The following is a 13,552-nucleotide window of genomic DNA, read 5'->3' on the forward strand; positions in this document are numbered from 1 at the left end:
ACTCCGTGACGTTCTACCACAAATTGCCTTGGTGCTTATCCGGCACGTGATCAGTCTTTAGATGGTATCCCCATCAAGGGCCGGACGACTCCGCCGTGCCTTATCTCCGGTAATCGCGCGTGCTTTCCTCTGCCTATCAATGTTGTAAGTTAACCGCTTGATTCATCCCCGCGTATGTCGCAGATCTGTGTGGGTACGGTGGACTTCGGATCACTTCGGGAAAGCGGAGCCGGAGAGAAAAATGGGCACGAGAGAGTGGAAATGGGGCAATTTGGGTGACACCCCGGAACCTCGAAGTCCGCAGGAGCTCGTGTGTACCCACCTTAGCTCTCCAAGGACGATGTTTGCGTCGAGGATCAGACTAATCTGAAACAAGGACACCAATGCCGATAGATTTTTATTCCGTTGACGAACTCCCGCAGCCAGACAAGCTCGTCTGACCTAATGGCATCCCCGAGTGACTTTTGACTTCTCCATCTTACTGGCACACGGGGCCGCGTGAGAGCGCACTCGGCTTCCGCAAATTTCCCTGGATGATCAGTACGCAGACCTGAACACCATTTTCCAGGGATTGAAGACCCACCAACTGCGCGGGGTCACGCGGCGGGCCATTCTTTGGGCTGCAATCCAGCACGCAGAGCACTGCAGTCTTTTTACCCTTCGCCACCGCATAGGATGCTGTTTGATTAGTAAAGCGCCTGCCATCCTCTAGAGCGAAAAGTGTCGATTTCTCAACCTTCAACTCAATAGGGATTCCACGGAACGATAGATCGGTGGTTCCGCCCGCTGCGTTGGCATGTTCGTCCAGTTCGATCCCAATGGATGGGCTGCGTCGCAATGCAGCACGAACATCCTGTTGGAACTCAGCTTCAGATCGTGTACCCGGAAACAGCGCGTCTTGAACCGAACTGCCAGCAAGATTGAACAGCGCGGCCAGGATTGTTAGCAGGTCAAGCAACTCCGGCTGCGCAATACCCGGCACTCTACGTAATGCTTGACGAAACTCGATGAGGCGCCTGTCCAATGCAGGATAGCCGCACCAGGTACGCGACGGATCTGTGCCATCAACTAGCAGCGTCCGATGTCCCACAATCGCAACCGGTTGCTCCGACTTGGGTGGTAGAAACTCGGCCGCATATTTGAATTCGAACGGCCTCGCTTGGAGACCTTGCGACACCTTCAAAATGGCGCGACCTCGCTGATGTAAGACGTACGGTGGATCACCAACCGGACGGGAAAAACGAAAGCTTGGAAACTCGTATGTTGAAGCTGGCTCCACAGAAACTGGTGTAAGTTGTAATTCACTATGGTCCTTTGGCCATCTCGTGACGCGGACTTCCAATTCCAGATCGTGGACCTCTCCAGGCGTAAGCTGGTGGGTGTGCTGGGCGTCGATCAAGTCGATCTGAAACTTCAGAAATGCCACCGTGAGCGGAAGCGGTTCAGCCCCAGTCTTCTCGTCGAAGTGCTGGCCGTGCATCTTGCTAGTAAAGGGGATGTCTTGGGCAAACATGCCTAGCGGCAGCGGTACAGCACCGACAGCATTGAGAAGCTTTACGGCGTCGTCCAGGCTAGATACTTCAGGCAATGCTTTACTGGTTTGGACCAGACTGGCAGCCGCCGCCTGACTCTCATATTCCTTCAGCCAAAGTTGGTAGCGTGCCTTCGCGCTTCGTAAAAAGCGGTCAGCGTCTGGGAGCGCCGTCAAAATGGCATCGTGCCATTGTGCTAGAGTCGCCGAAATTCGCACCAGTCCTGCAAATGCAGCGTATGCGACCGCGGCGACTGGATTAGCAAATGACGCCGAAATCGAGTCCAGCTCGCCGGCCAATGCACTCAGATCGTCCGTGTGTGTCGTCCCTGGGAACCCCAGCAACGCTTCCACAGCGTTCAGGCGCGGCGAACGCGCGTCGGGGCGAACTAGATTTTGTCTCATTCATCACCTCTGCCGCGTTTCGCGCCTTGAAAGATCTGCCGCCATTGGCTAGCACATTTGAGAGCATCCGCATGGTTTTCTGCCGCTAGGTGTCGTTCGAACTCTATCTCAAGCACCGACAACTGCGCGTATTGCTTACGCACCAGCATCCGCGTTGTGTCAGGTAGTACTCTATGTGAATGGCTTGCAATCTTCGCGGCAACGTCCCACGCACCGACTACGCTGAGAACCTCAATGCAGGCTGCGGACAGAACCCAATCATCGGGGCGTTGCTCGCACAAGGTTACTAGGCTCGCCTGCATGCCGAGCAAATCGCCTTTAGGAAGTTCACGTAGTAACGATACCAATTGATCGTCATAGGTTTCATGATGCTCCTCCGACTGCAAGAGCCTCAGAAGCAGATCGGGAAATCCCTTTATGGGTACGAGTCGCGTCAACATCCACGAGTGGCTGTTTCGTAGTACGATCGCTACGTCGACCTTCATCAATACTGCAACAAAGACGGGGCCCCATACACCAGCAAAGCGTGGTTTCTCATGCAGGCGGCCTACTAGCAGCTCTATACACGTCACAAGAAACGAATCATGTTCGCGGTCGCCTTGAGCATACGCCCAGAAAATCACCATCAACCTCTCGGTAATTCGATCTTCGTATTCCGCTGGAAAGGAAATGCGCTCGAGTGCCTCGACGGCAGACTGATGAACGCCGATGATCGGGTCCGACAACAGCAACAGAAATGCGTCATGTACAAGGGAAGGAAGGTCGGATACCCGCGAGTGACGTAATTCTCGCAATGCCTGTGCGGCGGCCATCCTCACCAACGCGGACTCCCCGACCATTGCGCCATAGAGAAACGGGAGCACGGCATTCGTTGATGCCGCTGTGTGCATCAACGGCGGCAAGGCCTTGATGAGAGCGCTGCGGAACTGCTCTGGCCACTGTATGTCGCTAGCGATGAAATCAATGAATTTCCCCGCAGCAGTGGTACTTTCAGTCGCGGCGCTACTCGCCCATTCCAGCATGGCAGAACGCAGACCAGCCAATTGCTGCCGTCTGTTGTGGCGGTCCATTTGCGCAAGGAAAGCGCTCGCTTCGTCGGAAGAAACCTGCGCCGGCGAATTAGTGATGTCCGTGAGAGCCTGATCCAACAACGCAGCCGTTCCCAGCAGGAGTTCCATTTGATCGCATGCGACCTGAGTAAGCTGCTCCGGAAAGTGCCGCAAGGCTTCGTGAGTCTCCTGCATCACATCGTGATTCTGCGTCGCTGCAACCCACGTCAAGAGGCGGCGTAGCGCTGTCCCGTAAGGCCTGAGATTGGAAATCACGTCGACAGATTCAAAGCGACTGCCTGGCAATCTCAGCAAAGTGGAGTAAACGCCGGCGATCCGCCCTTCGCCAGCGGAAGAAGCTCCTTGATAGTAATTTACGAGCAATGTGTCGACTTGCTGATCGTCTGCCAACATGGCATAGACGAGCGCCCGCTCCAGTTCGTGCACGACTTCGCGCATTTCCGAGTCCGAGTCGATATCGACTAATGAATCGACTCGAGCGAGTTTTGCCGCAAGGCTGCGAACCAAACTCAATGGATAGGCATTGCCACGATACGCGAGCGGAATCGCTCTCGCCGCAGTCTCGACAATGAAACCCGAGTGACTAGCGACCAGACTATCTAACGCCTTTTCTGCCGCATCGGGAAATCTGGACACCAAAGCTTGCAGTGCCTTGGGGCGCTTCTCGGGTTCGGAAAAATAAAAGTCGCTACGCTGCGGTGCAGCCAGCAAGCACAAACTCTTGACGGCCGTTTGCACTTGAGATGCATCAACTAAGTCAAGGTGTGCCACCAGGACTTCCGCAGCAGTCTCGATATTGCATTCCCTCGAGAGACATTGCATCGCGCAAGAAACTTGCCGCTTGTGGTCCTGGGATACTATCCGCAGACAGCTCAATGCCGTCTCGATCGCCCACGACTCGTTCGACTCAATCAGATGGAAGAGGTGGTTGACAACGTCATCGACAAACACCTCCGGCGCGAGATGGGCAGTTGCAATGATCTTCTCGGACGCTGACTCCGTACGAGTTTGATCCAATGCCTGCAGGTCTTCAATCAAAGAAGCAACAGGTACTGCGGCACTGGCCTGCAGTGCAGAGCGCACTTTCTGGCGGGAATCGAATTCGTCGCGAAGCTTTTTTTCCTGCCGCTCTTGATCGGCGACCCTAGCAGCCACTTGCTGGTCTCGACGGCTCACGAGCTCCGCAATATTGGGGAAACGCAACGGTTGACGGACCGTGCAATTTACGCAATTTCGATCGTAGAATGCGAGCGCCGCCTCCTCGAGATGCCAAGTTGCGAACCCGTCAGCAGGGGCGTGGTCACAGGCCATTGAGTGATGGCCGATCGGGAATCCGGTAGCGGCCTCGATCATGCCAACACCACCGGTTTTTTTAATCCTCGCGTGGCCGCACCAGTTCTGGATAAGAACCTTAACTTCCTGGTTGCGCTGGCCGACTTCTACGGTCCGCAAGTAATCCCGTTCGCTAACCATGAGCTTAGAACCTCTGTTGTTTCAGGAGAATACAACTGCTGCAGTTCATTTTAATCGGTCGGCGCACCAAAACATGCAATGTCTGCTCCGGGGCGCGTTCAAACGGTCGCAACCGTCGCAAACTGGCCAGTTTTGGTCGTTCGACATGGACGGCCGGATCGTCGACAATCGCTACCTGACTTTCGTATTTCGCGTGTAATCATAGGCCAGGAGTGCTTACGATCCCGGCAACAGTCCAAAAATCTCACGGACGCAGCCGGCAAGATGGTGTCCGGTATCAACGACGTCCGAGACGTGCTCCTGGCTACCTTTGGCCGTCGTGGCATGCGTGCCGCGGCCGATTGCACAAGGCTGTCATCGAGGGGCAGCGGCAGGACATTACCGACCTCTATAACGCGCGTATGAAAATGGCCCAGGCCTCGGCGTCGATGTCTGTGGGCGAATGCGGTCGCACGGTGCCCGTGCAAGAGACCACAATGAAAGCGGCTCAGTCCGAGATGGCTGTTGCGAAGGCGGGGCGCGACAAAGCACTGTGGGAGCTTGAGGCCGGCGATACACCTGTCAGCAGCACGCAGGGGACAAATACCCTCCCGCTGCCGGGTTCCTTTAAGGGCAGCGGCAGCGGCAGCGAGACACCGGGTACCGCTACGTGTCGCGCAACAAATCCGGGAAATATCCGCTACAGTGGTTTCGCTCGTAGTGCTGGCGCTATCGGCCAGGACAGTAGCGGCTTTGCGGTGTTCCCGGACGCTGCTATCGACACCGAGGCCATGCAGGCTTTGCTCCGGTCCTATAATGGGTGCGGTCTCAATACCGTCGGCGGCGTGGTCGAGCGCTGGGCTCCGCCGAGTGAGAACGGTACCAGTAGCTGCGCAAAATCGGTCGCCAAGCGTCTCGGGGTTCGCGCCGACGGCACAGTGCATAGCCGAGCGATTGATCTGACGGTGGATACGGAGGAGGTGCTTGTCGCGGTGCTGCGCGACGAGCAGCAGGCGGTAAGGTTCGGCTTTTTGCGGTCGGGCTCCAGCGATCGATAGAAGAAGCGGGCTTGAGCCACCGGAGCCGGGTGCTTAGCCGTGCACCGCTTGAAGGGGCTGGCCGCTTGGCTGGAGTGAGGGCGTCGGTCCGACGACGACGAGCGTGCCCTGTACCCGATCGAGGTCCATCGTCACAATCTCTATGTGATCGGACAACGCCTTTCGCAGTAGTGCAGCCTGTTCCAGCGGGACCATCGGACCGAGCAACAGCCGAGAGGGCTTGGATGGCAGATCGAAGTGTTCACTGTCAGTGATGATCCGGTACTCCTCCTCGTAGGCCCACTCCTCGCCCTTCCCGTTGAACAGGTGCCTCATGTCATCGCGGGTTTGCTCCTTTTCCGAGAAGACTGACGAGAAGGGGGAGTAGACCACCTTGGTAAGGTCAGGATCGTCGTCTGGGATGTCGACTTCGATCGCAACGCCTTTGTGGCCCTCGGCGTAGTGCGACCACAGCAGGAAGTTTGTCGGGGTCGCCGACAGCGACGCTATTCTATATCCGTCGCGTGCCTGCTCGATACGGCTCGCCATGATTGACTCGTACCGGTGGCTTCTGTTGCCCAAGTAGATTTCGTACCTGCCCTCGAGCGGGTCGTTCAGCGTCGACCAATGTGCGCAGTAAAGGCGTTGGTTCAGCACGAGATCGAGCACATGCCAGAGGTTGGCGAGCGACTTGTATTTGTAGAGTTTCATGGCCACGTTCTAGTTGACGGCATCTGCCGCCGCACTTGAGCCAGCCGGTTGCCGTGGCGGCCCTCTGGCAGGCATGGTATCCGATGCCTTAGATTAGCGAAACTGGTCGGACTGACTGAGGCTGTACGTGCAGCGCCGGATTGCCCCTCGCCATCCTGCGCTCCGATACACCTCGGCTTTGAGCACATGGATTTGCATCCACTGTTCCTTCTGGAGCATCGCCGGCCTTTGCGTGCGCAAAAGATCGACTGTACTGGAAGGTGGCTCAGAATTACCTTGCGCGAAGTGGCTCATTTTTACTTTGCGCGCAATACGGCGGAAGACAGGCGTGTGACCTGGCCGGCCTTTGCCTCGCTCTCGGTTGCAGGAAATGGTGCGCTCCTGCGCGTCTTCGGTTTGTAGCGGCAATCAGGGAAGTTAGAACAGGAATAGAACTCTCCGTAGCGGCCTGTACGCAAGACCAGAATCCCTAGCTTGCACGACGGGCACTCCTCTTCGTGAATGGTCTGGCGGTCGGTATCAGTGATCGACACGGCACCGTCCTCTTCCAGTTCTCGCAAAAAGCTGGAGTGTTGCCCGCGCACGGTGAACATGGCCACACTTCGTCGTGCCCTGGTAAGTGCCACGTAGAACAGACGACGTTCTTCACCGTGAGCGTAGTTGTCCCCAGCAGGCATGGCTAAGGCTAGGACAGGATCATCAGTCCGCGTGTTCGGAAAGCTACGTCCGCGCAAGACGCTGAGCATTTCCGGCAGGATCACGTAGTCGGCTTCGCTTCCCTTGGAACGGTGCACTGTGAGGAACGATACGTCCACCCAGCGCTCGAACCGACCCTTGTCGGTTGGGACGTATTGGCGATCGGCGTTGTAGCGACCGAGCACGTAGACGCAGACCTTACCGCTGCGCCCAGGCGGGATGCTACCGTCACGGACCCCATTGGCCAGCTTGATTAAGAACTGGTCGATGGCATCGGTCAGCTGGTCCTTGTGGTCCACTTGGAACGCCTGGAGCACGGGCCCCACGGTGGGAGTGACCGACGTCACACGTTTGCTGATTTGCGTTGGGTTCTTCGACACAAATCGGCTCGACACGTCGCACAGCGCCTGAGGGCAGCGGAATGTGTGCTCAAGTTTGAGAACCTGGCCGTTGCCGAACCAATCCCGGAAACCGGTCATCACCGACACGTCGGCGCCCGCAAAGCGGTTGATTGACTGCCAGTCGTCGCCCACGGCGAACAAGTATCGCCCAGGCTTCTGGACAAGGGCGCGGCACAAGCGAGCCCGAGCCTGGGAGGCGTCCTGGAACTCGTCGGCCATGACCAGCTCGTAGGGCGCCTCGTATCGACCGGTCTCCAGATGTTCGGCTGCCAGGTTCAGCATGTCCTCGAAGTCGATACCGTCCTCGGCCGCCAAAGCAGCATCCCACGCTTGAATGATGGGCTCGGCAATGTTGAGGAACATGCGGTGGCGGTGCTTGAACATATTGTCCGGCATCGCAGCCAGACGCTGGCGCAGCGTCGTCGTTGTCAGGCAGTTGCTTTTGGCGTGGCTAATGAACGTTCTCACCAGGGCCACCAGTTCCGATGGCTCCATCGGTTTCTGACCTTCGGCGGGAATCTCGCGATCCGGGTTGGGGTCGAGTTCGATGCCCCGGCGGGTCAACTCCTCGGTAAGGTGCTTGAAAACATCCTCATTGCGGATTTGATGCGAGGTCGTTTCGATCAGCGACGTCCCTCGTTCCGCATGCAGCTTGCGCTTCCACTCGACGCCGGCTAGGTAGTCGTCGAAATGAGGCGGGGCATTGCCCTTGGCATCCAATGCGAAATGCTCGTGGTAAAGATCGACGCCCGGGTAGTAAAAGTCCGGACGGTATTGCCGGCGATCTTCGTCGGCGGTTTTGAACTTATAGGGTTCCTCGTACCGGTAGTCCACTCCGTTGAGGAACAGCCAGTTGCAGAGCATTGCTTCTTCCCGGCTGCGTACGCGGTTCCCGTCTGCAGTCAGCGTGAGGCCCTTGCCTTGGTTGTCCCAAACGTCCGGCGCGCCGCGCGAACCGAACGCAGGCAGGTCCCGGCCGAACACGAACCGGAAGAGGTCCCACTCGTTGCGGAAGGTGAGAGATCCATCTTTGAGTTGATCGATGATCTCGGTTAGCTTGCGGACTCCACCGACGGTGTCGGCTGCCCAATCCGGAATGTCCGGCTTTTCCTTGGTGGCCTTGCCGATGATGCGCAGGCCGAGCGCGTGAAAGGTCGAGGTTTCCACCGCAACGCCGGTCATGCCCAGGCGCTCAAAGGACTTGGTGGCGCGGTCCGCGAGTTCGATAGCAGCCTGTTTGTTGAAGGCCAGCATGATGATCCGCTTCGGGGCAACAAAGCCCCGGTGGATGGCGTAGGCAGCTTTTGCCACCATCGTGGACGTTTTGCCCGAGCCGGCTGATGCGACGACCTGTACGCGGTTGTCGAAACAGATCACCGCTCGTGCTTGCTCATCGGTCAGAGGCTTGCTCTCCACCCGGTCGAACAGGTCGCGACAAGCCGTCAGCTCGGCCTCAGTATGGGCAATATTTAGCGAGGCCCAATGAGGTCGGTGGTTCTCTTCCCATTGAAGGAGGGAGCGATCGATCTCGGAGGATTTTTTCTCCACCCAAGCCTGCATACGAGCGTTTTTCATGCGCGCCCGAATGGTTTTTACGTCGATAGGCGGACGCGCTGCTTCTATAGCCACCTGCATTTCGTGCGTGATCCATCGCCGGTCTGCTTTTGCAGCCTGCTCTTGCTTGGTCTTGTGTTCAAGCCAATTGAGCACGGTTTGATAGGCATCTATCAAAAACGCCACGTCCTCGCGGATTTGTTTTTCGGCGAGCGCGGCGTCTAGCGCGCTGGTTAGGTGGGCGCCTCGAACGTTGGGCAGTCCATCAACCTTCACTGCTAGAGATCGGCCTGGGTGGAACGTGACGTCCGTCCAGAAAAATCCCCGATTCACCCGATAGGAGCCATCCTCGTCAATGCTGATGTTGTGCGTTCTTCCATTCACCGTCAACGATAGCTTTAGGCCTTGAAGGCTCAAGCGCCAGTCCGGAGATCGTGTCAGATTTCGGCCCCACGTCGAGGGACCCCATTCTGTTATCATTATTTACCCCGCAGTAGTCCCGTAATCCGGTCTCGGTCGAGCCTTATAGTCGGTCATCTCATAATAGCCTGACGCCGCTATGCAGGCGGGCGAAGAGTGCACTGCGATGCCCGTCCGAACGGGTGGTGGCTTCCGATGCCTTCGGTGAGCGGAGCGAATCGGCCTGACTCAGGACGCACCGTCGCGAACTTTCTCGGGCTCGCTGAGCCGGGGAGGCAAGATGTGACCGTGTTTTGGTGTCGGTATTAATGACGGTATAGCAACGGCGAGACAGCCTAAACGCCTTTATCTATCGAAATTTAGGCCGCGAATTGACAATCGAGTGGGAGTGATCCGGCGTCCGGCACCGGCCGGCATCTGCGGGTAGTAAAATACACCTAAGCCCGCGATTTTGCGGGCTTTTTTGCATCCCCGTTTGGCAATGGCTGGTGTCTTCCGGCCCCCTTAAGCACGTTTTCCTTCTGGTATGAACGATGGGATCGTTTCTGCGTGATGCCATAACGTGCTACCGATATGATGCGCCTGCCTTGCGGCGCATCATGGTATTGATTCTGGGTTTCAGTCTACGAGCGCGAGCTGAAGCCTAAATTTGGTAGCTAGAAGTTGGCGGAGATTACGCATGAGGACCCGCGGATGTTAACCGACGCCATCGTGGAGCGCGGTGCTCCGGCAAGTCGCTCGCTAAGTTCGGGCCACATGACTTGCGGCGAACGGCCAGCACGCTGCTGCATGAGGCCGGCTACAACACGGACTGGATTGAAAAATCACAGGGCATTGTGCCTGCTCGTTGTGGGGCGATTTCAAAAGGAAGAGGAGCCCAGTGCCCTGACTCGTAACCGACCCGCGTTACCGCAGAGCAGTCGAACTGTGGAGAGCGTGATTCGCGTCGCAGGGCTCACGATCGCCGCGGCCTCGGCCATTCATGCAATGGGCAAGCGACCCGCAGCCGGCGTTCGAGGCTACCGAAAGCGGTCTGTCGCGGTGCCCATAACCGGCCGTTCAATTGGCGGATTTCCGGCAGAATCCTGCCGGCGGCCCTTCAATTATGATCGCTTCAACGAGAGCTAAATATGATCAGGATGTCGTTTAGTGTCAGGAGATTTGTCGCCCATGGCCCCCTGCGCCCCTGTCATCCGTGTCAAGCTGATGTCGACTGAGCTTCCTTCTGCGACTGGGCAATCCGCGACCGGTTTTCGTCGCCCCACGCGCAAAGCGGTTTCAGCGCTATTGCCAAAGAGTGACCAAATGGGGTCATTTCGTAGTCCACCTTGGGCGGCACCGTCTGATAGTCCCGACGAATGACAACCCCGTCGTCCGCAAGCTCTCGCAACTGCTGAATCAGGACCTTCTCGCTGATACCTGTTACGAGCCGCTTCAGCTCACCAAATCGACGAGGGCCATGGTTGAGATGGAATAAAACGAGGGGCTTCCACTTGCCGCCGATAATCGTCAACGCCACCTCTAACCCGCAGCTATCTGAACGCAGTTCCATCAAAAAACCTCATACTTACCTTTAGGTAGGTACTATCTTATCAGAGTGTGCTGTTCCATAATCCGACCTCGAACGTAACTGGAGTGTCGAAATGGGTAGGCTTACAGGTAAGGTTGCATTGGTCACTGGGGCGAACAGCGGTATCGGACTCGCAATCGCAAAGCGCTTTGTGGCGGAGGGCGCGCGTGTTTTCATGACCGGCCGTCGTCAGCAAGCGCTGGACAAGGCAGTCGCAGAGGTCGGCGGTGACGCTCGTGGCGTCCAGGGGGACGTATCAAACCTTGCAGACCTCGACCGCCTCTACGCGATCATTAAGGAAGAAGCGGGTGTCATCGATGTCCTCGTTGCGAACGCTGGCGGTGGCGAGTTCGCCGCACTCGGCAACATCACCGAAGAGCATTTTGACAAGACATTCGCGACTAACGTAAAAGGAACGCTCTTCACGGTGCAGAAGGCCTTGCCGCTGCTCAAGGATGGGGCATCTGTCATCCTCACGGGCTCGACGGCAGCCGTCACTGGCATCCCGGCATTTAGCGTCTACAGTGCGAGCAAGGCGGCCGTCCGTAACTTCGCACGCGGCTGGATTCTGGACCTCGCGCCGCGCAAGATTCGCGTGAACGTACTTGCGCCCGGGTCGACTTCGACACCCGGTTGGCACGACCTTGCGCCGTCGAATGACGTACACGAAGGCATGGTGAGCTCGGTTGAGGCGACGACCCCGCTAGGACGCTTGGCATACCCCGACGAAACCGCGAGTGCTGCACTATTTCTGGCATCCGATGAGAGTAGTTTCGTCAACGGCAGCGAACTGTTTGTCGACGGCGGCTCGGCTCAGATTTGATTTGCGTCTGCGGTGGGTGGGGGCGGACGAAAACTTGGACTACCTGGAGGTCGTTCATGTACTCGTATGAAGAGCGTCTTCGAGCGGTTCGCCTTTATCTAGAGTTGGAAACCGGCCTCAGATGGTTTTCAATGATTTAACACCGGGTGAATCTTCCCGAAAACACAGCCTTCGGCCATCGGCCGAAGGCATTCAAACGAAGATGCCGTTGACGTCTCCGCCATGCGGTATGCGTCAAATGGTTTCGTTCTCGCGTAGGGTCAGTGGGCTGCTGGCTGCGAATCGGGCGATCTCGTCTTTGCGCATGAAGGCGACGCCGGACTTGCGCTTTGCATAGGTGATGAATTCGTCCCACACGCTCACCATCTGCGGTGAGCCGCTGATGCGGTCGTGTGCGCTGATCGACATCATGCGGCGTCGCGATCCAGCCTCCTCATACAACGCATCGAAGTCCCGCTTGATCTGTGCCAGGAATTTGTCCGGCGAGTAGTGGCGTCCCTCAATCAACAGGATGTCGTTGTTGCGCAGGGTGTAGGGGACGACGACGAAGTCCTTGCCGTTGACCTGCTCGATAAAAGGTTCGTCGCGGCTGACGTCGTCGATGTGATAGAGATAGCCGAGTTCCTGCAGAAGCGATAGCGTATTGGGACCGCGACGTAGCCAGTTGCAGTTGTAGCCCACGGGGCGCTGACCGGTGACTTCCTCGACCATGCGAGTTCCCTCGGCAATGAATCGATTCTCTTCCTCGCGGTTCATCGCGTACTGAGAGCTCCAGCGCGGGCCGTGGCCGGCTGCTTCGTGTCCTCTGGCCACAATATCGCGAGCCAGATCCGGGTGCTTCTTTGCTGCCTCGCCGATCATGTGGGAGGTCACTTTCACACCGTGGCGGTCCCAAAGATCCAGCATGCGGGGAATACCTTCCCGATAGCCGTAAGCGAACCAGGTGTTCGTTGCGGGATCGGAAGGTACGTTGGCCGGGAAGTCCACTGTTGGGAAAGGGCTGTCAGTCCCTTTCGGTGGCTGGCCCCCCGCCTCGAACTGCATGGAAATGGAAACCACAAGGCGGGTGTTGCCTGGCCAGAACTTGCCGTTGTCATTACGAGGCTGAGTGGACTTGGTCATTGGTTTCTCTGTATTTGCTTGAACGCTGGGGAGCATCGAAGCGGTTGCGATGCCACCGGCAATCACGCCTGTCTGCTTGAGGAATTGACGCCGCTTTGCATCCGGCGCCTGCGGGGATTCCCGTGTCGAGGCCATGGGGGCGATCTCCGTTACTTGGCCGCCAGGCCAGCCTGTTGGAGGAAGGTGAGGTTGTCTTCCAGATGCCAGTCCTCGGCGATGCGCCCGTCGGCGATCCGATAGATGTCGGTCGCAATGAAGTCGATGTTCTGGCCGCTCCCCTGCTTGCCCATGAAGGTGCCGGTGAAATGACCAGTGAAGTGGAGGTGGGTGACCACGCGGTCGCCGGCCACGATCATCTGACGAACTTCGCAACGCAGGTCCGGCACGGCAGCACGGAAACCCTTCGAGGCGGCAAGCACGCCTTCGATGCCTTGAGGACGACCGTCAGGCAGGGTGTTGTCGAAGAACGTCGGTGCAAGGGCGTTCCGCGCCATGGCCTCGTCACCAGTGTTCCAGAACGTGCCGTAGCGGCGTGCCGCGAGAATTTCTGCTTCGAGCGTCTTCTTCGGAAGACTTCTATCAACGACCAAAGTACCGGGTTTGACCAGGTCGTCAAATTGAGCAAATGCCGGTGTGATCACGGTTCCCAAGATAAGGGCCGGGATCAGGGCGGCCGTGTGAAGCCATCGGTGTGTCTTAGCGTGCATGAGGATCTCCAGGATTTGAGAGGTCGTGGCACCGGTGTCGGTGTCCGGTCTGT

General features: G+C 57.5%; 9 protein-coding genes. 2 read left to right on the forward strand and 7 right to left on the reverse strand.

Features of this window, described 5'->3' with window-relative positions; translation table 11 throughout:
- Window positions 1–478: 478 nt before the first annotated feature.
- Together PCO31110_RS14485 and PCO31110_RS14490 are read right to left on the reverse strand one after the other, a co-directional pair.
- The gene (locus PCO31110_RS14485; RefSeq protein WP_246189837.1) at window positions 479–1,936 is read right to left on the reverse strand and encodes a hypothetical protein; all 1,458 of its coding nucleotides are present in this window, start codon (window positions 1,934–1,936) and stop codon (window positions 479–481) included.
- A complete protein-coding gene (locus PCO31110_RS14490; protein ID WP_150690713.1) occupies window positions 1,933–4,479 on the reverse strand; it encodes a hypothetical protein in 2,547 nt (848 codons plus the stop codon). The genes PCO31110_RS14485 and PCO31110_RS14490 overlap by 4 nt, the downstream gene beginning before the upstream one ends.
- A 341-nt stretch (window positions 4,480–4,820) precedes the next feature.
- Between PCO31110_RS14490 and PCO31110_RS14495 the strand changes: the two genes are divergently transcribed.
- Window positions 4,821–5,516: a hypothetical protein gene (locus PCO31110_RS14495; RefSeq protein WP_150690714.1), complete on the forward strand. Its 696-nt coding sequence runs from the start codon at window positions 4,821–4,823 to the stop codon at window positions 5,514–5,516.
- A 33-nt stretch (window positions 5,517–5,549) separates the two neighbouring features.
- Here the strand turns inward: PCO31110_RS14495 and PCO31110_RS14500 are convergent, their stop codons facing one another.
- The 3 genes from PCO31110_RS14500 to PCO31110_RS14510 form a co-directional block, all read right to left on the reverse strand.
- On the reverse strand, window positions 5,550–6,206 hold the full coding sequence (locus PCO31110_RS14500) for a DUF2971 domain-containing protein (protein WP_150690715.1): 657 nt from the start codon (window positions 6,204–6,206) through the stop codon (window positions 5,550–5,552).
- Window positions 6,207–6,502: 296 nt separating this feature from the next.
- Window positions 6,503–9,337 carry a UvrD-helicase domain-containing protein gene (locus PCO31110_RS14505; protein ID WP_150690716.1) on the reverse strand — a complete coding sequence of 945 codons (2,835 nt, stop codon included), beginning with the start codon at window positions 9,335–9,337 and terminating at the stop codon, window positions 6,503–6,505.
- A gap of 1,138 nt (window positions 9,338–10,475) precedes the next feature.
- Window positions 10,476–10,829 (reverse strand): winged helix-turn-helix transcriptional regulator, encoded by a 354-nt coding sequence (locus tag PCO31110_RS14510; protein WP_150690717.1) that lies wholly within the window; start codon window positions 10,827–10,829, stop codon window positions 10,476–10,478.
- Between the two features lie 91 nt (window positions 10,830–10,920).
- On the opposite strand from PCO31110_RS14510, the gene PCO31110_RS14515 reads away from it, so the two are divergent.
- Complete coding sequence (locus PCO31110_RS14515) at window positions 10,921–11,670, forward strand: SDR family NAD(P)-dependent oxidoreductase (protein WP_036660861.1); 750 nt, start codon at window positions 10,921–10,923, stop codon at window positions 11,668–11,670.
- A 234-nt stretch (window positions 11,671–11,904) separates the two neighbouring features.
- On the opposite strand, the gene PCO31110_RS14520 is transcribed toward PCO31110_RS14515, so the two are convergent.
- Together PCO31110_RS14520 and PCO31110_RS14525 are read right to left on the reverse strand one after the other, a co-directional pair.
- A complete protein-coding gene (locus tag PCO31110_RS14520; protein ID WP_010803893.1) occupies window positions 11,905–12,927 on the reverse strand; it encodes a polysaccharide deacetylase family protein in 1,023 nt (340 codons plus the stop codon).
- Between the two features lie 14 nt (window positions 12,928–12,941).
- Complete coding sequence (locus PCO31110_RS14525; RefSeq protein WP_010803894.1) at window positions 12,942–13,499, reverse strand: ester cyclase; 558 nt, start codon at window positions 13,497–13,499, stop codon at window positions 12,942–12,944.
- Window positions 13,500–13,552 lie beyond the last annotated feature (53 nt).

The sequence above is a fragment of the Pandoraea communis genome, assembly GCF_902459745.1.
GTDB lineage: Bacteria > Pseudomonadota > Gammaproteobacteria > Burkholderiales > Burkholderiaceae > Pandoraea > Pandoraea communis.